General features: G+C 62.2%; 24 protein-coding genes. 11 read left to right on the top strand and 13 right to left on the bottom strand.

Translation table 11 applies throughout. The features are described 5' to 3' along the window. Positions 1–60: 60 nt before the first annotated feature. Complete coding sequence (locus V1279_RS35535) at positions 61–1,185, top strand: hypothetical protein (RefSeq protein ID WP_334445458.1); 1,125 nt, start codon at positions 61–63, stop codon at positions 1,183–1,185. Here the strand turns inward: V1279_RS35535 and V1279_RS35530 are convergent. From V1279_RS35530 to V1279_RS35520, 3 genes are read right to left on the bottom strand one after another with little or no spacing between them, the layout of a single operon-like run. Beyond that, positions 1,182–1,778, bottom strand: coding sequence for a Smr/MutS family protein (locus tag V1279_RS35530; protein ID WP_334445456.1), 597 nt, complete (start codon positions 1,776–1,778; stop codon positions 1,182–1,184). The two genes, V1279_RS35535 and V1279_RS35530, sit on opposite strands and share 4 nt — an antisense overlap. Next, on the bottom strand, positions 1,775–3,436 hold the full coding sequence (gene mltA, locus V1279_RS35525) for a murein transglycosylase A (protein ID WP_334445454.1): 1,662 nt from the start codon (positions 3,434–3,436) through the stop codon (positions 1,775–1,777). The genes V1279_RS35530 and mltA overlap by 4 nt, the downstream gene beginning before the upstream one ends. Further along, entirely contained in the window at positions 3,360–4,064 is a 705-nt protein-coding gene (locus V1279_RS35520) for a Tim44/TimA family putative adaptor protein (protein WP_334445452.1), read from the bottom strand. The genes mltA and V1279_RS35520 overlap by 77 nt, the downstream gene beginning before the upstream one ends. Before the next feature lie 455 nt (positions 4,065–4,519). Between V1279_RS35520 and secB the strand changes: the two genes are divergently transcribed. After that, complete coding sequence (gene secB, locus V1279_RS35515; protein ID WP_057853768.1) at positions 4,520–5,008, top strand: protein-export chaperone SecB; 489 nt, start codon at positions 4,520–4,522, stop codon at positions 5,006–5,008. Between the two features lie 22 nt (positions 5,009–5,030). Here secB and dnaQ read toward each other — a convergent pair whose 3' ends face one another. The 4 genes from dnaQ to V1279_RS35495 are packed head-to-tail and all read right to left on the bottom strand — an operon-like array spanning position 5,031 to position 7,839. Beyond that, positions 5,031–5,726: a DNA polymerase III subunit epsilon gene (dnaQ, locus tag V1279_RS35510; RefSeq protein WP_334445450.1), complete on the bottom strand. Its 696-nt coding sequence runs from the start codon at positions 5,724–5,726 to the stop codon at positions 5,031–5,033. 29 nt (positions 5,727–5,755) lie between these two features. After that, entirely contained in the window at positions 5,756–6,355 is a 600-nt protein-coding gene (coaE, locus tag V1279_RS35505; protein WP_334445448.1) for a dephospho-CoA kinase, read from the bottom strand. Positions 6,356–6,380: 25 nt separating this feature from the next. After that, positions 6,381–6,989: a Maf family protein gene (locus V1279_RS35500; RefSeq protein WP_334445446.1), complete on the bottom strand. Its 609-nt coding sequence runs from the start codon at positions 6,987–6,989 to the stop codon at positions 6,381–6,383. A gap of 10 nt (positions 6,990–6,999) precedes the next feature. Then, positions 7,000–7,839, bottom strand: coding sequence for a pyruvate, water dikinase regulatory protein (locus V1279_RS35495; RefSeq protein WP_334445444.1), 840 nt, complete (start codon positions 7,837–7,839; stop codon positions 7,000–7,002). A 453-nt stretch (positions 7,840–8,292) separates the two neighbouring features. Here V1279_RS35495 and hemJ point away from each other — a divergent pair, with 453 nt between their 5' ends. The 7 genes from hemJ to V1279_RS35460 all read left to right on the top strand — a co-directional run bounded on the left by hemJ (position 8,293) and on the right by V1279_RS35460 (position 16,619). After that, the gene (hemJ, locus tag V1279_RS35490) at positions 8,293–8,739 is read left to right on the top strand and encodes a protoporphyrinogen oxidase HemJ (protein ID WP_334445442.1); all 447 of its coding nucleotides are present in this window, start codon (positions 8,293–8,295) and stop codon (positions 8,737–8,739) included. A gap of 259 nt (positions 8,740–8,998) precedes the next feature. Then, a complete protein-coding gene (gene rho / locus V1279_RS35485; RefSeq protein WP_108520089.1) occupies positions 8,999–10,264 on the top strand; it encodes a transcription termination factor Rho in 1,266 nt (421 codons plus the stop codon). Positions 10,265–10,559: 295 nt separating this feature from the next. Next, complete coding sequence (mnmE, locus tag V1279_RS35480; RefSeq protein ID WP_334445440.1) at positions 10,560–11,897, top strand: tRNA uridine-5-carboxymethylaminomethyl(34) synthesis GTPase MnmE; 1,338 nt, start codon at positions 10,560–10,562, stop codon at positions 11,895–11,897. Between the two features lie 130 nt (positions 11,898–12,027). Beyond that, positions 12,028–13,914, top strand: coding sequence for a tRNA uridine-5-carboxymethylaminomethyl(34) synthesis enzyme MnmG (gene mnmG / locus V1279_RS35475; RefSeq protein ID WP_334445438.1), 1,887 nt, complete (start codon positions 12,028–12,030; stop codon positions 13,912–13,914). A 139-nt stretch (positions 13,915–14,053) separates the two neighbouring features. Beyond that, positions 14,054–14,740 (top strand): 16S rRNA (guanine(527)-N(7))-methyltransferase RsmG, encoded by a 687-nt coding sequence (rsmG, locus tag V1279_RS35470; protein ID WP_334445436.1) that lies wholly within the window; start codon positions 14,054–14,056, stop codon positions 14,738–14,740. After that, positions 14,737–15,588: a ParA family protein gene (locus V1279_RS35465; protein WP_334445434.1), complete on the top strand. Its 852-nt coding sequence runs from the start codon at positions 14,737–14,739 to the stop codon at positions 15,586–15,588. The genes rsmG and V1279_RS35465 overlap by 4 nt, the downstream gene beginning before the upstream one ends. A gap of 146 nt (positions 15,589–15,734) precedes the next feature. Beyond that, the gene (locus V1279_RS35460) at positions 15,735–16,619 is read left to right on the top strand and encodes a ParB/RepB/Spo0J family partition protein (protein WP_334445432.1); all 885 of its coding nucleotides are present in this window, start codon (positions 15,735–15,737) and stop codon (positions 16,617–16,619) included. 157 nt (positions 16,620–16,776) lie between these two features. Here the strand turns inward: V1279_RS35460 and holA are convergent, their stop codons facing one another. The 4 genes from holA to V1279_RS35440 form a co-directional block, all read right to left on the bottom strand. Beyond that, positions 16,777–17,805: a DNA polymerase III subunit delta gene (gene holA, locus V1279_RS35455; protein WP_334445430.1), complete on the bottom strand. Its 1,029-nt coding sequence runs from the start codon at positions 17,803–17,805 to the stop codon at positions 16,777–16,779. Positions 17,806–17,810: 5 nt separating this feature from the next. After that, a complete protein-coding gene (gene lptE / locus V1279_RS35450) occupies positions 17,811–18,362 on the bottom strand; it encodes an LPS assembly lipoprotein LptE (RefSeq protein ID WP_334445428.1) in 552 nt (183 codons plus the stop codon). After that, positions 18,349–20,973 carry a leucine--tRNA ligase gene (gene leuS, locus V1279_RS35445; protein ID WP_334445426.1) on the bottom strand — a complete coding sequence of 875 codons (2,625 nt, stop codon included), beginning with the start codon at positions 20,971–20,973 and terminating at the stop codon, positions 18,349–18,351. The genes lptE and leuS overlap by 14 nt, the downstream gene beginning before the upstream one ends. Positions 20,974–21,104: 131 nt before the next feature. After that, a complete protein-coding gene (locus V1279_RS35440; protein WP_334445424.1) occupies positions 21,105–22,796 on the bottom strand; it encodes a sensor domain-containing diguanylate cyclase in 1,692 nt (563 codons plus the stop codon). Positions 22,797–22,913: 117 nt separating this feature from the next. Here V1279_RS35440 and V1279_RS35435 point away from each other — a divergent pair, with 117 nt between their 5' ends. Further along, complete coding sequence (locus V1279_RS35435) at positions 22,914–23,591, top strand: YggS family pyridoxal phosphate-dependent enzyme (RefSeq protein WP_334445422.1); 678 nt, start codon at positions 22,914–22,916, stop codon at positions 23,589–23,591. A 44-nt stretch (positions 23,592–23,635) separates the two neighbouring features. Here the strand turns inward: V1279_RS35435 and V1279_RS35430 are convergent, their stop codons facing one another. Together V1279_RS35430 and V1279_RS35425 are read right to left on the bottom strand one after the other, a co-directional pair. Next, the gene (locus tag V1279_RS35430) at positions 23,636–24,421 is read right to left on the bottom strand and encodes a 2-keto-4-pentenoate hydratase (RefSeq protein ID WP_334445420.1); all 786 of its coding nucleotides are present in this window, start codon (positions 24,419–24,421) and stop codon (positions 23,636–23,638) included. 15 nt (positions 24,422–24,436) lie between these two features. Continuing rightward, complete coding sequence (locus tag V1279_RS35425) at positions 24,437–25,006, bottom strand: L,D-transpeptidase family protein (RefSeq protein ID WP_334446721.1); 570 nt, start codon at positions 25,004–25,006, stop codon at positions 24,437–24,439. Between the two features lie 269 nt (positions 25,007–25,275). Here V1279_RS35425 and V1279_RS35420 point away from each other — a divergent pair, with 269 nt between their 5' ends. After that, a complete protein-coding gene (locus tag V1279_RS35420; protein ID WP_028348340.1) occupies positions 25,276–25,962 on the top strand; it encodes a response regulator transcription factor in 687 nt (228 codons plus the stop codon). Positions 25,963–25,979: the final 17 nt, after the last annotated feature.

Below are 25,979 nucleotides of genomic sequence, written 5' to 3'. Positions count from 1 at the left end.
TTATGGGTCCCTGCTCCCGTGCGCAATTGTGCACTGGGCAGGGACGACGGATGGTGTCGAATGAATTTTCGGCTACGGGAAAACCCCTGGCGCTTGATGCTTGCCGTCAATGCCGCCGTGCTGATCGGGGTCTTCTGGCACAAGATCACGCTGCCGCCTTACGTCCCCTACATCCATCTGCTGGTCGACTATCATTTCGGCTTCACCAAGCGCGCCCTGATCGGCGCGGTCGTCTCGCTGTTTACCGCCAAGGTACCGGTGTGGCTGGTGTTCGCGCTCGGGGGCACGGTCTGGCTGATCACGGCGGGGCTGTTCGTCCAGCTATTTCGGCGAACGTTCGGTTTCGAGCACAAGCATCTGCCGCTGTTCGTGTTGATGGCGGGCTCGCCGTTCTTCCTGAAGAATTTCATGCACACGCTCGGGCATTTCGATATCTACGGATGCCTGTTTGCGATCTGCCTGCTGCTGATTCCGGCGCGCTCACTTGCCTATGTGTTTCTTGCCGCGCTGTTCTCGATCGTGCTCGTTCTGATCCACCACATTCATCTCCTGATGTATGTGCCGACGATCGCCGTCATCGTGGTGTTGCGCCATTATCTCGTTCACGGAACCGGCCGACAGAACGTCGCCGTTGGCATCGCATCGCTCGGGGCTGTGGCCGCGCTTTTCGTCACCGCGCAGTTCTACGGCACCGTTCCGGTGCCGGAGATGGCGTTTGTCGCGCATTTGCACAGCCGGATGGCCGACCCGTCGCAAACGAAACTGCTGAACTTTGGCTATATCTGGTACCAGCCGCTCTCGAAGGAAATTTGGGATACCTGGCAACGCCTGCCGCACAACCTTCTCGGCGTGCCGGTGTTTGCGCTCCTGATCTGGCTGCACACGCCGCTCTGGCGATACTTTCGCAATCTGATCGCCGCGCTTTCCATTGACGCGCATCGCCACATCGTCACCGCCGCGATCATCATCGTCAGCCTTGGCTATCTCGTCATGTTTGCGATCGTGTTCGACTATTCCCGCTGGATTTCGAATTGGGCGGTGTGCCTGTTCCTGATCCTGCACGCGGTGAAGATGCTTCCGGCTTTAAAGGACACCCCATCGATATCAGCGGACGACCGGAAGACTATTGTGTTCGGCTGGATCGTGACGCTGATCCCGCGCGTCGGGATCGTGAGGGCGTTTTAGACCCGCGCCCGCCGCACCCGTACATACAAGGCGCCCTCGCCGCCATGGCCGACATGGGCTTCCTCGAAGCCGACCACCAGCGAGCGGAATTCCGGCAGGCCGAGCCATTGCGGCACCTGACGGCGCAACACGCCGCGCTCGGACTCGGCGCCGATCTTGCCCTTGCCGGTGATGATGAGCACGAAGGTGAGCCCGTCATGATGGGCGCGCTGCAGGAAACCGAACAGCGCGCGATGCGCCCTCGTCTGCGTCATGCCGTGCAGGTCGAGCCGGGCATCGATCTCCTTCCGCCCGCGCGACAGATGCGACCGCTCGCGGCGGCCGATCGGCGCCAGCGGTGGTGGCTCCGGTTTTGAGGGAGCAACGATTCGTTGCGGCGCAGCGCGCCTTGGCAAGGCGGCGGGTTTCGGCGCGACTTTGGTTTCCGTCTCCGGCGAAGTGGCCAACGGCTTCGAGGCGCGGTGTCGTTTACGCAGCGGCTTGACCTGCTTGGCGACGCTTTCCCACAGCGCGCGGTCCTCCTCGCTCAGGCCGCGCTTGCGTCGCGGCGGCTCCGGCAATTCGGGAATCAAACTCGGCGGCCGGCGTTTCATTGACGATGGCGATATCGGCGCAGCTGACCCTGATGCGGCTTTGCGGAAACCGCTTCCTCAACCTTCGGCCGCGGCTCGGGAAGCGGTACCGGCTTTGCCACGGCAGCCTGGACGGCCGGGGCTCGCGAAGGCACCGCTGCTGTTGTCGGCGGTGCTGCCTGCGCCGCGGGCCTGATGTTGGTCGCCGCGGTGGTCACCTCGGGCGGTTTCGCCGCGCCCTTCTGTTCCCCGGACGGATTTTTCAACGGATCGGCTTGCGGGAACAGTTTTGCGATCGTCTCCGACGGCCGCGCATCGGGCACCGGCATCTTGCGGCCGCGCGCCACCGGATCGAGATTCTTCGGCACCAGAATGACGAAGCGCGCATTGTGGCGGAGGCGACCGGCAACCTTGCCGGCTTCGAGACCGGCGCCGAAATAGAGATCGGCGCGCGCGGGACCGACGATGGCGGAGCCGGTGTCCTGCGCAATCATCAGACGGCGGAACGGCATCTTTGACAGCTCCGATTCGATCGGCAGTTCGCCTTCGATGAAGAACGGCGTGCCATAGACATGCAGCGATTTGTCGACCGCGATCGAGCGGCCCGGCGTCAGCGGCACGCCCTGGGCGCCAACCGCCTCGTCTTTGTCGGAAAGCTGCACCTCGCGGAAGAAAACGTAGGACTTGTTCTGCCGTCGAAGCTCGTCGGCCTCATTAGGATTCTGCTCCATCCATTCCCGGATCTTCTGCATCGACATCTGATCCTTGGGGATGATGTTGCGCTCGATCAGGATGCGGCCGACCGCCGTATAGGGATAGCCATTATGGGCATCGTAATTGATACGAAGGGTCGAGCCGTCGTCGAGGCTGACGCGTGCCGAACCCTGGATCTGCGAGAACAGCAGGTCGGTCTGCTCCTTCAGCCAGCAGATTTCGAGCCCGCGGCCGGCAATCGCGCCGTCCTCGATCTCGGCGCGATCGTAATAGGGCACCAGCTTGCGGCGGCCGATCTTGCGGAACACCTGGCCCTTGTTGGGCAGGCCGGCCGAGCTCTGCGTGGTGCCGCGGACGAACAGATTGGACGGCCGCCGATAGACCGGCACCTTGTAGACCTCGTTCTCCGTCCGCGAGCCGTCGACGATCGGCTCGTAATAGCCGGTGACAAAGCCCTCGCCTTCGCCAAGCCGCGAAATGCGCAAGGGGAGAAAATGCTCCTCAAAGAAAGCTTTTGCCTTCAGGCCGTCGGATAGTTCCAGGCCTCGCGCGATTTGGCAGGGATCGTGTAGCGAGGTGCCGAGCGCTTTCGGATCGGCCGGCGGCGTTCGTTGCGCCGATATCGGCCTGCAGCTTACGCGAAACGCCTTGTAGGCGGCGAGATGATCGTCCTCGCTCCAGCCCGCGATCTCGGACCAGGCGAGCGGCGCATACTGGCCGCCGTTAATCTGAAACGGGAATTCAAGCTGTGGATATGGCAGGTGACGGACGGACGGCGGATGCGCAGGCTTTTGCGAACGCGCATGACGTCCCGCAAGGGCATCCACCGGAGCTAGCGAACACGCCAAAGCGATCACGCCAAACGCGAGCCTCGCAAGGCGTCGCGCGTTAGGCCGCGCTTCCGGTGCCAACCAGCTTCCAGTTCGGATCGCGAGAGCTCGTGTCGCGGGCGAATGTCCAGACATCGGTGATATCGGCGACCTTATCGGGGTTGCCATCGACAATGGCGCCGGTCTTGTCGCGGGTGACCGAGATCATCTGCGACACGAAGCGAACGGTCAGTTGCGCCGCGCGGTCGCGGGCTTCCGCACCCACCAACTCGGCCTTGTCGATCGAAACAAACCGCGTTTCGGTTTTCTGCTCGTGCTTCTCGCGATCCTTGATCACGGCCTCGAAGCTTTCGTAGACCTCGCTGGACAAGAGATCCTTCAGCGCGCGCCGGTCGCCATTGGCGAAAGCCAGCACGATCATCTCGTAGGCGCTGCGGGCGCCGGAGATGAAATGCCGGGGATCGAACGAGGAGTCATGGGCGACAATGGCATCGAGGCCCGCAGCCAGCGGCGTGTCCGGCTCGGCAAGCCCCTTCCAGCGGTCGGCTGGCGCTACATCGGCGCTCGGCGCCAGCGGCGCCTGATCGATCACCGCACCCGGCATCGGAACGACATTATTGTTATCCTGCGTACGCTGCACGACGTTGGGCGCGGCGCGATCGTAGGGCGGCCGCTCGCTTCCGGTGCGCTGTCCGAGGACGCTGCGTAGGCGCAGGAAGATAAAGACCGCCAGCGCCAGGAAGATGATGGTGTAAATATCCACGTCGTATTCGCTTTCTGGTTCTAGCGCCGGCAACGGGCCCGGCGGTCGAGCGTTCCCTGATGAGAAGCTCTCTTACGAGTTTTCCCTGAGAACGGCAGAGATTACATCATCGTTGAGACTGCAGCATGTAGGCATGAAACTACGCCCGGCCAATGGCGCGTTTTGGCGCGGGTGAATTGTAGCGCTTTTTGGCGGCGAGGGGAAACCCGATCGTGTCCGGAAATCACGCATATTCAATTATTTAGGGTACGTACTTGTTTAGGGTAGTATTGGGCGGTCGGCGGGGCCGTATTAGGCATATCTGCCATATTTCGCCGTGGGTCCAGTCGACCTGCCCGTCGTCCTTGTGGAACGAGGCGGGGCTATGATAGCCACTCGCCCGGAAAAGGCATCCCGCCCATCGAGCGAATTCAGACGAAAACGGGCTCCGCTCGCCAGCTTCAGGAGAGAGTTTCATGACCAACGGCAACGGCGCACCTCCCGAGCAGGCCCCTCCCCAGCTCAACGTGCTGGCCCAGTACACCAAGGATCTGTCGTTCGAGAATCCGAACGCCCCCTCCTCCCTGGCACCGCAACAGCAGCAGCCGGCGATCAACATCCAGATCAACGTTTCCGCGAACAATCTCTCGGAAAACGAGTTCGAAGTGACGCTCTCGATCGAGGGCAAGGCTGAAAACGCCGGCAAGGTGATGTTCAGCTTCGAGCTGGCCTATGCCGGCGTGTTCCGCATCGTCAATGTGCCGAAGGAAAACCTGCATCCGCTGGTCATGATCGAATGCCCGCGATTGTTGTTCCCGTTCGCGCGCGAAATCATCGCCACCGCAGTCCGCGACGGTGGTTTCCCGCCGCTGATGCTCGATCCCGTCGATTTCGTCGGCCTGTACCGCCAGAATATGGAGCGGCAGGCTGCGGCACAGGCCGCTTCGGGCGCAAAGCCGAGCTAAACAAGCCAGCGGCTAAACGCCGCTAGGCTCCCAGAAAGTCGTTCCAGATCGGCTTGTCGCCCAAAGTGGCGATGAAGGCGCGATGAGCTTCGCGGTCTGTCTCGGTGATTCGCGGCACCAGCGGCACCTCGCGCTGCCGGCGCGGCGTTTCGCCAAATCCGTTGCTGACAGTGACGCGGGTTTCCGACGCCAGGATCAATTGCGACTGCCGCGCCCCGATCAGGTCGATATAAACTTCGGCCAATAGCTCGGCGTCGAGCAGCGCACCGTGCTTGGTGCGGCGGGAATTGTCGATCGCATAGCGCGAGCAGAGATCGTCCAGCCGATTCGACACGCCGGGATGCTTGCGACGGGCCAAGAGCAGCGTATCCACCAGCCGGTCGCGCAAAATCGGCTGCCGCTTGATGCGATCAAGCTCGGCATTGATGAAGCTGATGTCGAACGAGGCATTGTGGATGACGAGCGGTGCGTCGCCGATGAATTCCAGAAATTCCTCGACCACCTCGGTGAACAGCGGCTTGCTGGCGAGGAACTCGGTGGACAGGCCGTGCACGTTAAATGCTTCCGCTGGCATGTCGCGCTCGGGATTGATGTAGCGGTGGAACGTCTGTCCTGTCGGCATGCGGTTGTAGATCTCAATGCAGCCGATCTCGACCAGCCGGTCGCCGCGCAGCGGATCGAGGCCAGTGGTTTCGGTATCGAGAACGATTTCGCGCATGGATTTCAGGAACCGGAGCTACAGGCGAATCACGTTCGCCGCTGCGGCATCTTAACGACCTCGGCCAGAATGTCGCGGATCGCTGCGCGCACCGGGTCCAATCCATGCGACGTATCCACGACGAAATCCGCACGCTTGCGCTTTTCGGCATCGGGCAATTGCCGCGCCAGAATGGCGTCGAGCGCCTCATTGGTCATGGTGCCGCGCGCCAGAATGCGCTCGCGCTGGGTCGCCGGATCGGTGCTGACCACGACCACGGCATCGACGCGTTTCTCGCCGCCGGTTTCGAACAGCAACGGAATATCCATCACCACGACCGGCGCGCCGGAACGTTCGGCCTCTTCGAGGAATTTCTGGCGGGAGGCGCCGAGCATCGGGTGAACGATCTGCTCAAGCTGCTTGATCGCGGCCGGATCATGCACCACCTTGGCCGACAGTTTGGCGCGATCGACCTTGCCGCCGACGGTCGTGCCGGGAAATGCCGCCTCGATCGCGGGCGCCGCCTCGCCTTCATAGATGTTGTGGACGGCCGCATCGGCGTCGTAAACCGGCACCCCCGCCTCAGTGAACAGCTTTGCGGTGGTGGATTTTCCCATCCCGATCGAGCCGGTCAGTCCGAGAATCCGCATAGGGTCCGTTACTCTCAAGAGGATATCAAATTCCCAGCAGTCGCACGCGGCGCAGGAATGCAAGCAGCGGCAGCAGCGGCAGGCCGAGAATCGTGAAGTGATCGCCTTCGAAGCGATCGAATAGATGTACGCCCAGTCCTTCGAGTTGATAGGCACCGACGCTGGATGTCACGGCCTCGCCGGCCTCGTCCAGATACGCTCTGATCTCCGCCCCGCTTAGAGCACGCATGGTCAAGCGCGCGACCGAAACATCCGAAAACAATACCTTGCCGTCGCAGGCGACCGCAACGGCGGCGTGCAGTTCATGCATGCAGCCAGCAAGCAGCCGTAGCTGCTCTGCGGCCTGCGCGCGGCCCGCCGGTTTGCTGAACAGCCGGTTTCCCAAAGCCAGCGTCTGATCGGCGCCGATAACAAAACGCCCGGGATTCCCTGACGATACGAAGCACGCCTTCTCGCGCGCCAGCAGGCTAGCGATCTCGCCGGGCGCGGAAAGGCCGGAATTCTTCTGCACGGATCGTTCGTCGATATCGGCGGGAACGGCTTCGAAGGCAATGCCGGCGTTGGCAAGCAGCATCTGCCGCGCGCGGCTCTGCGAGGCCAGTATCAGCGGATGTTGTCCACGCCAGATGGTCATCGCAACAGCGTCATTCCGGAAGCCGCTGCCGCTGCCGATCGGTGAACAGTTTCAGCACGGCCGCGGCGGTTTCCTCGATCGAGCGGCGCGTCACGTCGAGCTGCGCCCAGCTGAATTTGGCACTCAGTTTCCGGGCGTAGGCGACTTCATCGGTTACCGCCTGACGATCGATGTACTCATCGTTGGGGATATCGGCTCCCATGCTCAGCAACCGGTTTTGCCGGACCTGGATCAACCGCTCCGGCGTCGCATGAAGGCTGACGACCAATGGCTTTTTCAACGTCTCCAGCTGGTGCGGCAGCGGAATGCCAGGCACCAGCGGCACGTTCGCGGTGCGGACGCCGCGGTTGGCGAGATAGATCGAGGTCGGCGTCTTCGATGTGCGGGACACGCCGACCAGAACCACGTCGGCATCTTCCAGACCTTCGACGTGCTGGCCGTCGTCATGTATCATGGTGTAGTTCAAGGCGTCGATGCGCTTGAAATATTCCGCATTCAGAACGTGCTGGGCGCCCACCCTCCCCGTCGTCGCCGCGCCGAGATAGGCCTCGAACATTTGCATCACCGGGCCAATAATCGACAGGCTCGGGATGTTGATATCCCTGCACTTGGCCTCCAGCCGGCCGACCAGATCCTTTTCCAGCAGCGTGAAGAGCACGATGCCCGGCGCCTCCTCGATCTCGTCGAGCACGCGGTCGAGCTGCTTCTGGCTGCGCACCAGCGGATAGACATGTTCGACCGCGGTCACATTGGCGTATTGCGCAGCCACCGCGCGCGCCACCGTGATCAGTGTCTCGCCGGTCGAGTCGGAGACCAGATGAAGATGAAAATAATTGCCGGTCGTGGGCACCAGAACCCCTGTGTAACCTGTGAATCCCTGTGGAGCTTAACCGAGATATTTAGCCCTGGGTCGTCACGTCAGGGATAACCCGGACTTTTCTTCACAGGGCCCCGCGAGAGGACAAGTCCGCCGGCTCATCGCCATGATAGTGGGAAGGTGTGGATTTGTCTCTTCATAAGCTGGCCACGAAACGGCGCAAGCAATTGATGCGCGTGGCGTTATCAGGATGATGCAATGTCCGGCCGAAATTGGGGACGGGTGTGAACAAGCCTCGCAAACATGCGGGATCGTTTTGTGTGAGTCATAATCACCGTCACTTAGACTCAAACTTAAGATTCTAAAATAATTAGTTTAGAGAAGCGGTGCTTTGCGGATATGTCTTGCGTCCCCTGGCTGGCAGCGCTTCTTCGCAACGCTGCGAGCGTCGGAAGTTCCAGGGACGAGCAAGGTCAGGCGACTGCAATGTACGAGTGGATCACGATCACCGCGTATCCGTGGATCAAGGCGCTGCACGTGATTGCGATCATCTCGTGGATGGCTGGCATGCTCTATCTGCCGCGGCTGTTCGTCTATCACTGCGAGGCCGAGGTCGGATCTAAGCAGTCCGAGATTTTCAAGGTGATGGAATGGCGACTGCTGAAGGCGATCATCAATCCGGCGATGATCGTCACTTGGCTGGCCGGGCTTTATCTGGCTTGGAGCGGGCATTGGTACACGTCCGGCTGGTTTCACGCCAAACTGACGCTGGTGCTCATCCTGTCGGGTGTCCACGGCTTTTTTTCCCGCTGGGTCAAGGATTTCGCCGCCGACCGGAATACCAGAAGCCAAAAATTCTATCGTATTATCAATGAGGTACCGACTGTTCTGATGATCCTCATCGTTATCATGGTGATCGTGAAGCCGTTCTAGACCTGAGCTTTCGACGTGACCCGGTTTTCCAGCTGCTTGCGAAGCGCCGGATGATTTTCTATATTGTCGAAATCCCACCCCACGCAGGCGGATGTGGTTGCGTTCCGGCTCCTTCATTGGACCGGCCGCCGCATCAGGTTTGAAGCCTCACCGGCGCTTTCCTTGCTTAGACCTGCGGACCTTCCATTTTTCGTGTCCGCTTTTTCCTTAAGCCACCTCGCACCCCTTCCCTAAAGAAACACTCCACAGGACCACCCCAATGCGGGAAATGAAACTCCAGGACCTCAAATCGAAAACGCCGGCCGAGCTCGTCTCGTTCGCGGAAGAGAACGGGGTCGAAAATGCCAGCACCATGCGCAAGCAGGAGCTGATGTTCGCTATCCTCAAGCAGCTCGCGATCCAGGAAATCGACATTATCGGCGAAGGCGTCGTTGAGGTTCTCTCCGACGGCTTCGGCTTTCTGCGCTCGCCCGACGCCAACTATCTGCCCGGCCCAGACGACATCTACGTCTCGCCGTCGCAGATCCGCCGCTTCGGCCTTCGCACCGGCGACACCATCGAAGGCCACATCCGCAGCCCGAAAGAAGGCGAACGCTATTTTGCGCTGCTGAAGGTCAACACCCTCAATTTCGAGGATCCGGAAAAGTCCAAGCACAAGGTCAATTTCGACAATTTGACGCCGCTGTTTCCGGACCAGCGCTTCCGCCTCGAGCTCGAAGACCCGACGCGCAAAGACCTTTCTGCAAGGGTGATCGACATCGTCGCCCCGATCGGCAAAGGCCAGCGTGCGCTGATCGTGGCGCCGCCGCGCACCGGCAAGACCGTGCTGATGCAGAACATCGCGCATTCGATCACCGCCAATCATCCGGAATGCTATCTGATCGTGCTGCTGATCGACGAGCGTCCGGAAGAAGTCACGGACATGCAGCGTTCGGTGAAGGGCGAGGTGGTGTCGTCCACCTTTGACGAACCCGCCGTGCGTCACGTCCAGGTCGCCGAGATGGTGATCGAGAAGGCCAAGCGGCTCGTCGAGCACGGCCGCGACGTGGTCATCCTTCTCGACTCGATCACACGTCTGGGCCGCGCTTACAACACCGTGGTGCCGTCATCCGGCAAGGTGTTGACCGGCGGTGTCGATGCCAACGCGCTGCAGCGGCCGAAACGATTCTTCGGCGCCGCGCGAAACATCGAGGAGGGCGGTTCGCTCACGATCATCGCGACCGCGCTGGTCGATACCGGCAGCCGTATGGACGAAGTCATCTTCGAAGAATTCAAGGGCACCGGTAACTCCGAACTGATCCTCGACCGCAAGGTCTCGGACAAGCGGACCTTCCCGGCGATCGACATCTCGCGCTCCGGCACCCGCAAGGAAGAGTTGATCACCGATCCGCAGCTTCTGAAGAAAATGTACGTGCTGCGCCGGATCCTCAATCCGATGGGCACCATGGACGCGATCGACTTCCTGCTCGACAAGCTCCGGAACACCAAGAACAACTCGGAGTTCTTCGATTCCATGAATACCTGAGCCATCAGGCCGGGTTTGGAGGAGGGCGCCTCGCACACTACGAGGCGCCTTTTTTCATGCCGCGGGCGTCGCTGCGATGCGAATGCAGCATTGGAAAATCGGTCTTGGCGATTGGTTAACCATTTAAGATATTGAATTTTATACTATTTGTTTGGATCTAGGTATCAGGAGGAGGGCGCTTCTCCGGGGTTTTGCAGCATTATTGCCGCCCTGTCCGCGGTAGACCCGCTGTATCGCCTGCGCATTCAGGCCCCGAATCGCGTTGCCTTTTCAAAACCGCCCGCACAAATAGGCCATGCATCCGCGGGATCAGACCATCTTTGCACTGTCGTCGGGCCGGCCACCAAGCGCGATCGCGTTGGTGCGCGTGTCGGGTCCGCAGGCTGGAAAGATCGTGATGGCGCTTGCCGGTAAACTGCCGTCGCCGCGAATGGCCGCCCGCGTGCTGCTTGGGGATGTCGGCCAGCGGCCGATCGACGATGCCGTGATGCTGTGGTTTCCGGGTCCGGCCAGCGCGACCGGGGAAGACGTCGCGGAATTTCACGTCCATGGCGGGCGTGCGGTGCTGGCCGCCTTGTTCGCGGCGCTGTCCGCATTCGAAGATGTTCGCCCGGCCGAGCCCGGGGAATTTACCCGACGGGCTTTCGAGAACGGCAAGCTCGATCTGACCGAGGCCGAAGGTCTCGATGATCTCATCCATGCCGACACCGATCGGCAGCGGCGCCAGGCGCTGCGCCAATTGAAGGGACTGCTTGGCGACAGAGCGCGCGATTGGCGCGCGCGTATCATCGAAGCGTCTGCCTTGATCGAGGCTGGGATTGATTTTTCGGACGAGGGCGACGTGCCGGCGGAATTGATCGCGCCGGCCTTGGCGAAGGTCAAAGCGCTGCTGGCCGAGATCGAGGAAGTCCTTGCCGGGCAGGGGCGGAGTGAGCGGCTCCGCGATGGTCTCGTCGTCGCAATCGCCGGCCCGCCGAATGTCGGCAAGTCGACGCTGATGAATCAACTCGCGCGCCGTGAGGTCGCGATCGTATCGCCGCACGCTGGCACCACGCGCGATGTCATCGAGGTGCAGCTCGATCTCGACGGCTATCCGGTGACCGTGATCGACACCGCCGGGATTCGGGAGACCGACGATCCGGTCGAGCAGGAGGGCGTCCGTCGTGCCCGGGCGCGTGCGGCGGATGCGGACCTCGTGCTGTGGCTTTCCGACTCGCCGCAGGTCGCGATTGATCACGATGGGGCCGCGCCGATCTGGAAGGTGCGAAACAAGATCGATCTCAAAGGAGCGGGTCGGCCATTGGCCGAGGCAGCGGCGCCGGGGCAGGGAAGCTTCCAGATTTCGGCGAGCCGCGGCGACGGCGTGCCGGAGCTGATCGCGGCATTGGTCGATTTCACCCAGCACTATTTTGGCGGCACCGAGGGCGGACTGATCAGCCGAAGCCGGCAACGGAAACTCTTGCAAGAGACGGCGACTTCGCTTCGACGCAGTGTCGCAGTGGTCGGGCAGGGAGAGGAGCTGGCGGCGGAAGAACTTCGATTGGCGGCGTACTCGCTGGGAAGGCTGCTCGGGCGTGTGGACGTCGAGGACATTCTCGACGTCATCTTCCGCGAGTTCTGCGTAGGTAAGTAATACTTCCTTAACTATGGGGGCCTGTTTCACGTGAAACATTCGGCCGGTTCCAGGAGCCGTTGTTTCACGTGAAACAACTTCGGCAATTTCTTCCTTCCGCGTTTTTCAACTCCGGGATAGAAGTCGCGCCATGATTTCCTTGGCGGACTCTTACGATATCATCGTCATCGGCGGCGGCCACGCCGGCTGTGAGGCCGCGAGCGCGGCGGCGCGGATGGGTGCGAAGACTACCCTGGTGACCCATCGTTTCGCGACCATCGGAGCGATGTCCTGCAATCCCGCCATCGGCGGTCTCGGCAAGGGTCACCTGGTCCGCGAGGTCGATGCCCTGGATGGTTTGATGGGCCGCGTGGCCGATGCTGGTGGGATCCAGTTTCGAATGCTGAACCGCCGCAAGGGTCCGGCGGTCCGCGGACCACGGGCCCAGGCGGACCGCAAGCTATACGCTGCCGCCATGCAGGCCGCGATCCGGGAGACCGCCAATCTCAGCGTGATCGAAGGCGAGGCGGATGAGCTGATCGTCTCGAACGGCCGGGTCACCGGAATTCGCTTGGGCGATGGCCGTAAGCTGAGCGCCGGGGCCGTGGTCATCACCACCGGGACCTTCCTGCGGGGCCTGATCCACCTCGGCGAAAAGAATTGGCCGGCCGGACGGGTCGGGGAGGAGCCGGCAATGGGGCTCTCGGCCTCGTTCGAAAGGGTTGGCTTTACGCTCGGTCGATTGAAGACCGGCACGCCGCCGCGGCTCGATGGCACGACCATCGACTGGACGGCGGTCGAAATGCAGCCCGGCGATGACCCGCCGGAGCCGTTCTCGGTCATGACCGACCGGATTACGACCCCACAGATCCAGTGCGGGATCACGCGGACAACGCCGGCGACCCATGAAGTCATCCGGGCCAATGTGCATCGCTCGCCGATGTATTCCGGCCAGATCAAGAGCAGCGGTCCGCGCTATTGTCCCTCGATCGAAGACAAGATCGTCCGGTTCGGGGACCGCGACGGCCATCAGATCTTTCTGGAGCCGGAAGGGCTCGACGACTCCACGGTCTATCCCAACGGCATCTCGACCTCGCTGCCGGAAGAAGTTCAACTCGCGATCCTCGCGACGATTCCCGGGCTCGAACAAGTGAAGATGGTTCGGCCGGGCTATGCCATCGAGTACGACCACGTCGATCCTCGCGAACTCGAGCCGACGCTGCAGACCAAGCGTCTGCCGGGTCTCTTCCTGGCCGGACAGATCAACGGCACGACCGGATATGAGGAGGCGGCGGCGCAAGGAATCGTTGCTGGCCTCAACGCTGCCTTGGCGGCGGCGGGTGGCGCCGACCCTATGGTGTTCGATCGGGCAGACGGCTATCTCGGTGTGATGATCGATGATCTCGTAACCCGCGGGATCACCGAGCCGTACCGGATGTTCACCTCGCGGGCCGAATACCGTCTGACTTTGCGGGCCGACAACGCCGACCAACGTTTGACCAACAAGGGAATTGCCTTGGGCTGCGTAGGGCAGGCGCGTTCGCTGCGGCATCGCGAAAAGATGGCCGCTTTGGAAGCGGCCAAGTCGCTTGCCAAGTCGCTGGCGATCACTCCCAACGAGGCCGCCAAGTACGGCCTGGCCTTGAACCGGGACGGCCATCGGCGCTCGGCGTTTGAGCTGCTGGCTTATCCGGAGGTCGAGTGGGCGAGCCTGCGCGGTATCTGGCCGGAGCTCTCTGCCATCGATCCGACGATTGCCATGCACCTGGAGATCGACGCCAAATACGATGTCTATCTCAAACGCCAGACTGCCGACGTCGATGCCTTCCGGCGGGACGAGGGTCTGGTCCTGACCGAGATCGATTACGCCGACGTGCCCGGGCTTTCCAATGAGGCGCGCTCCAAGCTTGAGGCGTCCCGGCCGCGGACGGTGGGGCAGGCGGGCCGGCTCGATGGTTTGACGCCGGCGGCGCTGGGTATTCTGGCGGCCTATTTGCGCCGCGAAGCCCGGCGGAAGACTTCGAGGGCGACGGCTTAAGAATCTGTTTCACGTGAAACATTGCTGTAGGATGGGTGGAGCGAAGCGACACCCATGAGCCAAGCATGGGGCGTTGATGGGTATCGCTTCGCGCCACCCATTCTGCGACTGCCCGAAGATGACACTCAGCGAGACGCCCATGGCGAAAGTCGCCTCTCCGATCTTGCCCTCCGATAAATCGGCGGCCTTGGCCCTCACACCCGTTTCATGTGAAACAGAAGCGCGGCTGGATCGCTACACAGCGTTGCTGGTGGAGTGGCAGGCCAAGACAAATCTCGTGGCGCCGTCGACGCTCCCAAATTTGTGGACCCGCCATATCTCGGATTCGCTACAACTACTGGATCTAGCCCCGACGGCGAAGATCTGGGTCGACCTCGGCAGCGGCGGTGGCTTTCCAGGCGTGGTTCTCGCTTGCGCCTTGGCGGAAACGCCGGACGCCAATGTTCACCTGGTCGAGCGCAACGCCAAGAAGGCAGCCTTCCTGCGCGAAGCTGCCCGCGTAACTTCTGCGGCTGCGACCGTGCATTTGGCTGGAATCGGGGATATTGTGGATAGAATCGGCAGTCGTGTCGATTGCGTCACTGCACGTGCCCTGGCTCCGTTACATCAGCTTGTCGGTTTTGCGGAACCGTTTGTGAAAGAAGGCGCAAAAGCTTTGTTTCTCAAGGGTCAAGATGTAGAGGCCGAATTGACCGAGGCCACTAAATATTGGAATATTGAACCGCGACTCCATTCCAGCCGCACGGGCGGGCACGGCTGGATCGTCGAACTCGATCGGATCGAGCGGCGCAACCCCTCCGCGATCACATATGGCGATCGGGCATGACCGAATTAGATGAATTATATCAAGCGGATAGGGAGCCAACTCCGCCACCCCATCCGCGCATCCTGTCGCTGGCCAATCAAAAGGGCGGCGTCGGCAAGACCACCACAGCGATCAATCTGGGCACCGCACTCGCCGCGATTGGCGAGCGTGTGCTGATCGTCGATCTCGACCCGCAGGGCAATGCCTCTACCGGTCTCGGCATTGATCGCCGCAACCGCAACTGCTCGACCTATGACGTGCTGATCGGCGAAGCGCCGCTACGTGAAGCAGTCGTCGCCACCGCGGTGCCGCGGCTGCACATCGCCTCGTCGACGATGGATCTGTCGGGGCTCGAGCTCGAACTCGGCACGACGCCCGGCCGTGCATTCCGCCTGCGCGACGCGATCGCCGCGCTGAACAAGAACGCGGCGCCGGACACCGAATACACCTATGTGCTGATCGATTGCCCGCCGTCGCTCAACCTCCTCACCGTCAACGCGATGGCGGCGTCGGACGCGATCCTGGTGCCGCTGCAATGCGAGTTCTTCGCGCTCGAAGGTTTGTCGCAATTGCTGCAGACGGTGGAGCAGGTGCGCTCGACGCTCAATCCGAACCTGTCGATCCACGGCATCGTGCTGACCATGTTCGACTCCCGCAACAATCTGTCGAACCAGGTTGTCGCCGACGTGCGGCAGTTCATGGGCGGCAAGGTCTACGACACCATGATCCCGCGCAATGTGCGCATCTCCGAGGCGCCGTCCTACGGCAAGCCAGTGCTGGTCTACGACCTCAAATGCGTCGGCAGCGAAGCGTACCTCAAGCTTGCAACGGAAGTGATCCAGCGCGAGCGCGAGCTGCGGGCGCACTAGTCGGGCGTAGGGTGGGCAAAGGCGTCTTCGCCGTGCCCACCATTATCTGTCGCGAAAATCGGTGGGCATGCTTCGCTTTGCCCACCCTACGGTCAACCGAATTCTAGTTCCGGAGTAGCGAAGTGAATCCTAGGGAGTTGGCGGCGATGGCCGACGAAACGCGTTCGCGACTGGGTCGTGGTCTCGCAAGCCTGATCGGAGATGTCGGCGGCGAGGCCGCACATGTCGACCGGCCGCGCAACCAGCGCAAGGTTCCGATCGAATTTTTGAAGCCGAATCCGCGCAACCCGCGCCGGACGTTTTCCGAGGCCGAACTCGGCGAGCTTGCCAGCTCCGTCAAGCAGCACGGCGTGATCCAGCCGATCGTGGTGCGGCCGGTGAAGGGTTCACAGGACCGCTATGAGATCATCGCAGGCGAGCGCCGCTGGCGCGCGGCGCAACTCGCCAGCCTGCACGAGGTGCCGATCGTCCCCATCGACGTCAGCGACAGCGACGCGCTCGAGATCATGATCATCGAGAACGTGCAGCGCGAAGACCTCAATGCGATGGAAGAGGCGCAGGGCTATCACGCGCTGGCCGACGAATTCAAACGCAGCCAGGAAGACATCGCCAAGGAAGTAGGCAAGAGCCGCAGCCACGTCGCCAACATGATGCGGCTGACGAAATTGCCGGCGGAGGTGCAGGCCTATATCGCCAACGGCCAATTGTCGGCGGGACACGCCCGCGCCCTGATCGGCGTGCCCGATCCGCTGGCTGCGGCGAAACGCATTGTCGAGGAAGGGTTGAACGTACGCCAGACCGAGGCGTTGGCGCATGAGGAGGGCGTCCCGGAGCGCAAGCCGCAAAAGGCGCGGGCCGGCGGCAAGGCGAAAGATCCCGACACGATCGCGCTGGAAAAGCGTGTCAGCGATGCACTCGGTCTTACCGTGACCGTCAACCACCGTGACCCCGGCGGCTCCGTCCATATCAGCTATCGCAACCTCGAACAGCTCGATGAGGTGATGCGGCGGCTGGAGAGGGGCGCTTCTTAATCCGTTGTTGTGGCGGTAGCTACGGAACTACGTTCCCCGGATGCAGCGCAGCGCGTAGCGGTGCGCTGCTGTTCCGGGGTCCATCTAATTCAATGGGTCCCGGCTCTGCGGTGCATCGTGAAGAACGCTGCACCGCGTCCGGGACACGTGCCGGAACTCACCCTCGCCGCTTCGCATTGGCCGCGATCGAGAGCAGCGCGCGCTGGGCGATCGCTGACGCCAGCGAGGCCTGCTTGCGCATGTCGAGGGCGGCCGTTCCGAGCTGATCGATGATGGCGGCCAGCCGCGCTGCGTTGAAACTGCGCAGCGCGATTTCGACGGCGCCTTTGCGCGAGAAATGCAGGCGCGGATAGCCGCTTTCGAGCAAGGTCGAGACCGGCGTCCCTTCGGCCATCGCAAGCGCCGATTTGTGCAGCCATGCCGCCTGGCGCTGTGCGGCGGAGATGATGACACCGGGATAGGTGCCGGCGACCATCGCTTTGGCAAATTCGCTTTCGACCATGTCTGGCTTGCCGGCAAAGGCGCCATCCACGATCGGGTCGAGCTTCAGCTCGGACGCATCGGACACGACGGTCATGACATCGTCGAGCGCGATCTCGCCCTTGCCGTGGGAATAGAGCGCCAGCTTGCGAAGCTCGTTGCGCGAGGCCTGACGGTCGCCGCCGAGCAACGACATCAGCACGGCGCGCGCGTCAGCGGCGATGCGCAAATTGGAAGATCGCAATTCCTCGTCGATCAATCTGGCAAGGTCGCGCTCGGTGTCGGGATAGCAGGCAATGGCGACGGCGGTCTTGGCGCGCTCGCAGGCCTTGCGCAGCGGCGATTCCGGTCGCAGCTCGCCGGCCTCGATCACGATGCGGCAGTCCTTCACCGGCGAATCGGCCAGCGTATCGACTCCGCTGGCAAAACTGCGGGAGCCGGCGCGCACGCGAATGGCGCGGCGGCCGCCGAACATCGGTATCGTCATGGCTTCATCGACCAGCCGCGACGGTTCGGCCGACAGCTCGTCGCCGTCCAATCGCACTAGCGAGAAGGGATCGTTGGGGTCGTCGACGGCGGAGGCGATCAGCGCGTCAGCGCGCTCGCGGACCAGGCCGGCATCCGGACCGTAAAGCAGGATGATAGGCCGGCCGGGATCGGGCCGGGCGAGAAAAGCGTCGATATCTTTTCCGCGGAGCGCTACCAACGGGATCAGGTGCCGGCGTAGAAGAACGACGCCAGCCGGGTCTGGATGTTTTCCGCAATTTCGTTGGCGGCGCGATCCTCGGCGTCGCGGAAGGCGCGGGCACGGGCGAAGCGCTGCAACTGGCCGGGAATGTCATAAGACACGCGCGAGAAGGTCGTGCCCGTCATGACCGACTTGTTGGTGGTGAGGTCGATCAGATTGTACTGTGCGTCGATCCCGTAATTCTCGCTCGATGGCAGCGCCGTGGCCGGATCGAGTATCAGCGAGGAACGCGAGGTGGTGAAGCGCAGCACCAGCCGATGCGTCGGCGGCATGCCGGTGGCGCTGCCGTAAAGCTTGAACGCCAGCGCGTTGCGGATCTCCACCTGGATCCGGGCCTCGCGGGAGGCATTGGGCTTGTCCACCGGCGGGACTTCCACGCCCATCAGCTTTTCGCGCAGGCCGGGCTTGCCATCATTACGTTCGGCATACATCGGCTGGAAACAGCCGGCCGTGAGCGCCGCCAGAGCGGCGACGGCGATGAGCCGAACGGCGATCCGGGTCCTAGCCAACGACATTCACGATCCTCATGGGAACTACGATTACCTTGCGGACGGCCTTGCCGCCGAGAGCGACTTTTACCGCATCGAGCGCCAAAACGGCAGCCTCAATTTCCGGATTTTGGGCGACCCGTGGCACGGTAACATCACCCCGTTTCTTGCCGTTGACCTGGACCACCAGCGTCACCGTGTCTTCAACCAGCAAATCGCGTTCGATTTGGGGCCAGTTGGCCTCCGAAATCAGCCCGGATTGCCCCAGGACCTGCCAGCACTCCTCGGCCAGATGCGGCATCATCGGCGCGAACAGTTGAACGAGGATGACGGCTGCCTCCCGGACCGACCAGGCCAGGTCCGGCGCCGGTTTGCCTTCGCGGCCCAGCACCTCGGCCAGCGCATTGGCGAATTCCCGGATATGGGCGAGGCAGACGTTGAAATGCAGCCGTTCGATCCCGGACGACACCTTGTCCAGTGCGCCATGGGCGGCCTTGCGCAAGCCGAGCGCGTCCTCGCCGAAGGAGGCCGGCCGGTCGGCCGGAGCCGCCTTGGCGATTTCGGCGGATTCGTTGACCAGCCGCCACAGCCGCTGCACGAAGCGTGAGGCGCCCTGCACGCGCTCGTCACTCCAGATCACGTCGCGGTCGGGCGGGGAGTCCGACAGCATGAACCAGCGCGCGACGTCGGCGCCGTACGTCGCGATGATATCGTCGGGGTCGACGGTGTTCTTCTTCGACTTCGACATCTTCTCGATCGCGCCGATGCTGATTTCTTCGCCGGTCTCCATCAGGACCGCGCGGCGGCCGTTGCCGCCGGTCTCGATCTTGACCTCGGCCGGCGTGACATAACCGCCGTCAGCTTTTTGATAGGTCTCGTGTACCACCATGCCCTGCGTATACTGGCCGGCGAACGGCTCGTCATAGGCGATGTGACCGGTGGCCTTCATGGCGCGTGTGAAGAAGCGCGCGTAGAGCAGATGCAGGATCGCGTGCTCGACGCCGCCGATATACTGATCGACCGGCATCAACCGATCGACGATGGCGCGTGTGGTTGGAGCCGTCTCGTTCCACGGATCCGTGAAGCGCGCGAAGTACCATGCCGAGTCGACAAAGGTATCCATCGTGTCGGTTTCGCGTTGCGCTTTGCCGCCGCATTTCGGGCAGCTGACGTGTTTCCAGGTCGGGTGATGGTCGAGCGCATTGCCGGGCTTGTCGAAGGTCACATCCTCCGGCAGCACCACCGGCAGGTCCGCATCGGGCACCGGTACGACGTCACACTTCGGGCAGTGGATAACCGGGATCGGACACCCCCAATAGCGCTGGCGTGAAACGCCCCAGTCGCGCAGACGGAAATTTACCTTGCGTTCGCCGACCGGCAGGTTGCCGCGAACTTCAGCTTCCAGTCGTTTCGCGACGTCTTCCTTGGCCTCTTCGATGGTCATGCCATCGAGAAAGCGTGAATTGATCATACGGCCGTCGCCGTCATAGGCGGTATCGGTGATGAAGAAGGTCTTCGGATCCTGGCCTTCCGGGCAAACCACCGGCGTGTTGCCGAGCCCGTATTTGTTCACAAAATCGAGGTCGCGCTGGTCGTGCGCCGGACAGCCGAAGATCGCGCCGGTGCCGTATTCCATCAGCACGAAGTTGGCGACATAGACCGGCAGCTTCCAACTCGGATCGAAGGGGTGGACGGCTTTGATACCGGTGTCAAAACCCTGCTTCTCCTGGGTATCGATGATTTCCTGCGCGGTGCCGTGACGCTTTGCTTCTGCAATGAACTCCGCGAGCTTTGGATTCTTCGCAGCCGCGGCCTGCGCCAGCGGGTGATCCGGTGCGATCGCCATGAACTTGGCGCCGAACAGGGTGTCGTGTCGCGTGGTGAAGACTTTCAGATCGTTATCGCCATTCGGCGCGGTCGCAGGATCGAGCGCGAAGCGGATCAGCATGCCTTCGCTGCGGCCGATCCAGTTGCGCTGCATGACGCGCACCCGATCGGGCCAGCGGTCGAGCGTGTCAAGTGCGTCGAGCAGCTCTTGCGAGTACTTCGTGATCTTGAAGACCCACTGATTCATCTCGCGCTGCTCAACAACAGCGCCGGAGCGCCAGCCGCGGCCGTCGATCACCTGCTCGTTGGCGAGCACGGTCATGTCGACCGGATCCCAGTTGATCTTGCGCTTCTCGCGCTCGGCGAGACCGGCGCGCAGGAAGTCGTTGAACAGTTTTTGCTGATGCTTGTAGTAGCCGGGGTCGCAGGTTGCGAATTCGCGCGACCAGTCCAGCGACAGTCCGATCGACTGCAGCTGCTTCTTCATCGCGGCGATGTTGTCGTAGGTCCAGGCCTTGGGCGCGACCTTGCGCTCGATCGCGGCATTTTCCGCCGGCAGCCCGAACGCATCCCAACCCATCGGGTGCATCACATTGTGGCCCTTCGCCCGCATGTAGCGGGCCAGCACGTCACCCAGCGTATAATTGCGGACATGCCCGATATGGATGCGCCCGGACGGGTAGGGGAACATCTCGAGCACGTAATATTTCGGCCGCGGATCGTCGTTTTTGCAGACGAAAATCGACTTTTCTGCCCACTGGCGTTGCCAGCGCGGCTCGGATTCACGGGCGTTATAGCGTTCGGAGGTCATGGAATCGTAAGCGCTTTTTGTGGATTCGGGTCCCGTCCAGAGGACGGCGGACTAGGCCACAAAAGCGGCTGCGGGGTCAACGGGTTGGGGAGGCGGGAAGGGCCACTTGACCGGAGGCGTGGAGCGTCCGCTCACCCCGCCATCGCGATGCCGGTCTCATCCACCAGCTTGGCAAAACCGTGCTCGACCACGGTGTTGCGGCCGCGATGTTTGGCGGCGTAGAGCGCAGCGTCGGCGGCCTCGATCAGGTCGCCGGGGGTTTGGGCGTCGTTCGGAAGCGTCGCGGCCACGCCGACGCTGACGGTGACGGTGCGGTGGCTGGAGGTGATATGCGGCAGGCCGAGGCCCTGAACGGTCGCGCGCACCGTTTCGCCGATCTCCAGCGCTCTCTGGGGACTCGTGTTCGGAAGCAGGAGGCAGAATTCCTCGCCGCCATAGCGGCCGGCGAAGCCCAGCGTGTCGCCGGCGACGCCGGCCAGCGCTTCGCCGATCCGGGTGAGGCAGGCGTCGCCCTCGGGGTGGCCATAGGTGTCGTTGTAAAGCTTGAAGTGATCGACATCGATCATCAACAGCGACAGCTCGCAATGGTACTGCTGCGCCTTCATCCATTCGAAATCGAGCCGGCTCTGGAAGCCACGGCGATTGGCGAGACCCGACAGCATGTCGATCGAGGCCATCACGGTGAGCCGGTCGTTGGTGGCGACCAATTCACGCTCGCGCTGACTGAGTTGCGCCGCCATCGCGTTGAAGGCGCGGGCCAGCGGCATGAATTCCGACGGCAGCCGGCTGCGCGAGACGCGGGCCGACCAGTCGCCTTCGCCGAACCGCTTGGCCATGCCGGTCATGACTTCGATCGGATTGATGATGAGCTTCTCCGCCCCGATCAGCGCGCCGAGCAGCACGAACAGGCAGACGAATCCCAGTTGAAGATAGGCGGTGCGGATGTCGCGATTGATCGCGGCCGTCACCTTGTCCTCGTCGATGCTGACGATCAGGCGTGATTGCGTCCCGGGAATGCGCGCGAAACTGATGGTGCGCTTGGAGCCGTCGGTGACGGCAAAGGAAAGCGAGCCCGTATCGGAATTGGAGCTGAGCGCCTTGTACGTGATGGCCGACAGCAGCGGCACATTGTCGAGCGGCCGGCCGATCATGCTGGCCTGGTCGGGTGGTGCCGCCAGCACGACGCCGGTGCTATCGATCAGCAGAGATGAAATGCCCGGCCGTCCGCCGAGGTTGGCCATGATCTTCGACAGCCAGTCGAGATTGATGCCGGCGACCGCTACCGAATCTTCTTCCGGATTGATCGCCGAGACCGGATAGGCCGCCATCATGATTGGCCGGTTGTTGGTCTTGCCGAACAGGTAGTCGCTGACGACGAAATCGCGGGTTTCCTGCGCCTTCCTGAAATAGTCGCGATCGCCGATGTTGAGGCCGACCTGAATGTTCAGTGTGGAACACTGCACCACGCCTTCCTTGCTTACGAGCATGATGCTGCGGATCCAGGGCAGGTTGGCGGGCAGGCTGGCGCGCAGGATTTCGCAACTGCGTCCGATGCCGCTGGAGGCGCGGATATAGGCGGCGGACTTCAGCATCGTCTCGACGGAGGAGATCACCTCGCGCTGGGTCTCGGCGCTGTGATGGGTGATATTGGCGTATTCTTCCGACGCAATCGTGATCTGCTTGGCGCGCGTGTCTTCCAGCGAGCGGACGCGATCCAGCATCAAGGGCGCCACCAGCATTACGGCCAGCATCGCAAGCCGCGCCCGGATTCCCAGAAGCTTCTTGAGTTTGACCCGTTTGCGGTTGAATGTAACGCCAGACATCCCTGCCCCCACACCGGAAGGTAGAGCGAAGGATTCAAAAAGCCTTTCCCGAACTTGGTAAAATTCGAGGAAATGCCGTAGAATTTCCGGCCGAAATCAGGACAAGATGCGAGAGAGATGGCGACGCCGCTAACCAAGTCTTTACCAAACGGTCTGGCTCAGGTGGAGCAGGACATCGCGCGCGCGTGCAAGGAAGCGCGCCGCGAGCGAGCATCGGTGACGCTGATCGCGGTGTCGAAGACGTTCGACGCTGCGGCCATTTCGCCTGTTATCGATGCCGGACAGCGCGTGTTCGGTGAAAATCGCGTGCAGGAAGCCAAGGCGAAATGGCCGGCCTTGGTGTCGGCCTGCCCCGGAATTGCGTTGCATCTGATCGGGCCGCTGCAGTCCAACAAGGCGAAGGAAGCGGTCGCGCTGTTCGACGCCATCCATTCGGTCGACCGTCCCAGCATTTGCGAAGCGTTAGCCAAGGAAGTTAATTCCCAGAACAAGCGGCCGGAATTGTTCGTTCAACTCAATACCGGCGAGGAACCGCAGAAGGCCGGGGTCGCGCCCGGCGAGGCCGACGCCTTCATTGCGAGCTGCCGCGACAAATACGGTCTGGTCATTTCCGGCTTGATGTGCATTCCGCCGGTCAACGAGGCGCCGGCGCCGCATTTCGCGTTGACGGCCAAGATCGCCGCGCGCAACGGACTGAAGAATCTGTCGATGGGTATGAGCGCCGATTTCGCGGTAGCAATCCAGCTTGGCGCCACGCATGTGCGCGTGGGCTCGGCGATTTTCGGGGCGCGGTAAGATCGTCGTCCCTGCGAACCAGGGACGACATCGAGGTGACCCGCTTAGGCGAACCCCACCGATACCTTTCCGAGCGAACCGAAATCGGCGGCGCAAACATCACCCGATTGAATCGGCAGCGGGGCGTGGCAGGTGCCGGTCGTTACGACACGGCCGGCCTTCAGCGTCACGCCAAGCTGGCGCAGTTCGTTGGCGAGCCAGGTCAGTGCGATCCGGGGATCGCCGAGCACATTCTTGCCGTGACCGATGAATTGCTGGCCGCGCATCGTGATGATGGGTCGCTCCTCGACGAGATCGCGCGTGCGCCAGTCTGCAACCGCTGCCGGGCCGAGCACGAACAGATGCGCGCAGGCGTTGTCGGCAATGATCTGGGCGGCACCGGCGCTGACGAAATCGGCAAACCGCGAATCCGGAATCTCGATGGCCGGATGTAGTGTGTCGACCGCATCGAGGACCTGCTGCATTGTATAGGGCGTGGTCCGCGCCGGCAGATCGACGCGCATGCGAAAGGCGAATTCCGGTTCGGCAACGCGCATTTCATTGCCCGCCATCGAAGCCGTTCCGCCATCGGGAATTACGGTCTCGGCCAGGATGCGCCCCGCCATCGGGCCGTCGACGTTGATGTGCTTTTGGCCGGCCTCGCTGGTGGCCGCGATCTTCCAGCCGAACAGACTATCGGACGAATATTTTTCGATTCCGGCCTGGATCGCATAGGCCTCGATGCGGTCGCGCGGCCGCAGTCTATCGTCGAGGCCGGAGAATTTGGTGCCGGCGCGCCAGTGATCGTGCAGCGTCTTTGACGCGGCTGTTATCGCGTTTTTGTCGAGCATTGTTTTGATTCCCCATCAGCCGATCATGATTTTCGTCTGCGGGCCCATTCGCCGCAACAGCCGCAGCATGGCGGATTTCGTCATCGAAACGCACCCCGCCGTCGGCGCGAAATTGGGGCGCGCCAGATGCAGGAACACGGCACTGCCGCGACCTGCGATTCGTGGGCCGGCGTTGTGATCGATTTCGACGATGAAATCGTAGAGGTGGTCCTCGCGCGTCAACCGGTCGCCGGCCTGATCCCGGACCAGGCGAATGGGCTGATTGTAACGGCGGTCCCGCGGGTCCTCGCACCAGGCGTCTTCGGGCCGGATCGGCCGGACCGGCAGATAGGTCCGCGGCCGAGGATGGCGGTCGGCGCGCCACCACAATTGCAGCGGACGGTACGTGCCCCTCGGGGTGCCGCCGTCGCCCTCCCGTTTGTTGGCGAGGATGCCGCCGCGGCCAAGTGCCACCGGCACGGTCCAGCCGTCCGCTGTCAGCCAGCCACGGCGCGGGTTGCCGGCAGCCCTGTGGACCCGAATTGCCGTCAGCGCCCGATCACGCGCATCTGTCCTATAAGTGATTGAAATAGCGTTGCTTTCCATGCCAATGCCCGAATCCGGGATTGCCTGCCCGGCCGCAATTGTTCTATTTGACGCCATTACAGGACATTCATCCAAACGGGCCTCAAATTTGGGATAGACTGCGGTTCGGCTTGTGAATCTGTAACAATTTCTTACCTCAATGCGAATCAGTGCCTGACGACCTGGCTTGCTTGCGAAGTTCGCCCGCGAATCAGGTTTGTCATCGACCAAGACCCGGCTTGAGACGCTTTCACTCGTGTCCGCCGCCTGCCTCAAGAGGATCGTATCCTATGCCCAATGCCCGCAAGATCCTGATCGTGGATGACGACACCGATCTGCGCGACACTCTGGTCGAGCAACTATCGCTGCACGAGGAGTTCGAAGCTTCCGCGGTCGATACCGGGGCCAAGGGCGCCAGCGCCGCCAAAGCCAATTCCCCCGATCTGGTGCTGATGGATGTCGGTTTGCCGGATACCGACGGAAGGGAAGTCGTGCGCAGCCTCCGCAAGGGCGGCTTCAAGGCACCGATCATCATGCTGACCGGCCACGACACCGATTCGGACACCATTTTGGGGCTCGAATCGGGCGCCAATGATTACGTCGCAAAGCCGTTCCGGTTCGCCGTCCTGCTCGCCCGGATCAGGGCACAGCTCCGCCAGCACGAGGCCAGCGAGGACGCGGTGTTTTCCGTCGGCCCCTACAGCTTCAGGCCCGGCTCCAAGATGCTGACCGCCGCCAATGCCAGGAAAGTGCGGCTGACCGAGAAGGAAACCGCGATCCTGCGTTTCCTGTATCGCGCCGGCCAGTTGCCGGTGTCGCGCGAGACGTTGCTGCAGGAAGTCTGGGGCTACAATTCGGGCGTCACCACGCACACGCTGGAAACCCATATCTACCGTCTCAGGCAGAAGATCGAGAAGGATGCGGCCAATCCGGAAATCCTGGTGACGGAAGCCGGTGGCTACAAGCTGGTGCCGTGATACGATTCGCAGCCACG

The sequence above is a fragment of the Bradyrhizobium sp. AZCC 1610 genome, from assembly GCF_036924515.1.
In the GTDB taxonomy this organism is placed as follows: domain Bacteria; phylum Pseudomonadota; class Alphaproteobacteria; order Rhizobiales; family Xanthobacteraceae; genus Bradyrhizobium.
This window is presented reverse-complemented; position numbering and strand designations above follow the sequence as displayed.

Coding starts and splice junctions, on each gene's coding strand:
- V1279_RS35440 (WP_334445424.1), bottom strand. CDS start 22,796: ATGTCTGGCGTTACATTCAACCGCAAACGGGTCAAACTCAAGAAGCTT.
- rho (WP_108520089.1), top strand. CDS start 8,999: ATGCGGGAAATGAAACTCCAGGACCTCAAATCGAAAACGCCGGCCGAG.
- V1279_RS35430 (WP_334445420.1), bottom strand. CDS start 24,421: ATGCTCGACAAAAACGCGATAACAGCCGCGTCAAAGACGCTGCACGAT.
- V1279_RS35435 (WP_334445422.1), top strand. CDS start 22,914: ATGGCGACGCCGCTAACCAAGTCTTTACCAAACGGTCTGGCTCAGGTG.
- V1279_RS35460 (WP_334445432.1), top strand. CDS start 15,735: ATGGCCGACGAAACGCGTTCGCGACTGGGTCGTGGTCTCGCAAGCCTG.
- V1279_RS35425 (WP_334446721.1), bottom strand. CDS start 25,006: ATGGAAAGCAACGCTATTTCAATCACTTATAGGACAGATGCGCGTGAT.
- V1279_RS35535 (WP_334445458.1), top strand. CDS start 61: ATGAATTTTCGGCTACGGGAAAACCCCTGGCGCTTGATGCTTGCCGTC.
- leuS (WP_334445426.1), bottom strand. CDS start 20,973: ATGACCTCCGAACGCTATAACGCCCGTGAATCCGAGCCGCGCTGGCAA.
- rsmG (WP_334445436.1), top strand. CDS start 14,054: ATGGCGAAAGTCGCCTCTCCGATCTTGCCCTCCGATAAATCGGCGGCC.
- mnmE (WP_334445440.1), top strand. CDS start 10,560: ATGCATCCGCGGGATCAGACCATCTTTGCACTGTCGTCGGGCCGGCCA.
- V1279_RS35530 (WP_334445456.1), bottom strand. CDS start 1,778: ATGAAACGCCGGCCGCCGAGTTTGATTCCCGAATTGCCGGAGCCGCCG.
- mltA (WP_334445454.1), bottom strand. CDS start 3,436: ATGTCTGGACATTCGCCCGCGACACGAGCTCTCGCGATCCGAACTGGA.
- lptE (WP_334445428.1), bottom strand. CDS start 18,362: ATGTCGTTGGCTAGGACCCGGATCGCCGTTCGGCTCATCGCCGTCGCC.
- hemJ (WP_334445442.1), top strand. CDS start 8,293: ATGTACGAGTGGATCACGATCACCGCGTATCCGTGGATCAAGGCGCTG.
- V1279_RS35420 (WP_028348340.1), top strand. CDS start 25,276: ATGCCCAATGCCCGCAAGATCCTGATCGTGGATGACGACACCGATCTG.
- V1279_RS35500 (WP_334445446.1), bottom strand. CDS start 6,989: ATGACCATCTGGCGTGGACAACATCCGCTGATACTGGCCTCGCAGAGC.
- mnmG (WP_334445438.1), top strand. CDS start 12,028: ATGATTTCCTTGGCGGACTCTTACGATATCATCGTCATCGGCGGCGGC.
- dnaQ (WP_334445450.1), bottom strand. CDS start 5,726: ATGCGCGAAATCGTTCTCGATACCGAAACCACTGGCCTCGATCCGCTG.
- secB (WP_057853768.1), top strand. CDS start 4,520: ATGACCAACGGCAACGGCGCACCTCCCGAGCAGGCCCCTCCCCAGCTC.
- V1279_RS35465 (WP_334445434.1), top strand. CDS start 14,737: ATGACCGAATTAGATGAATTATATCAAGCGGATAGGGAGCCAACTCCG.
- coaE (WP_334445448.1), bottom strand. CDS start 6,355: ATGCGGATTCTCGGACTGACCGGCTCGATCGGGATGGGAAAATCCACC.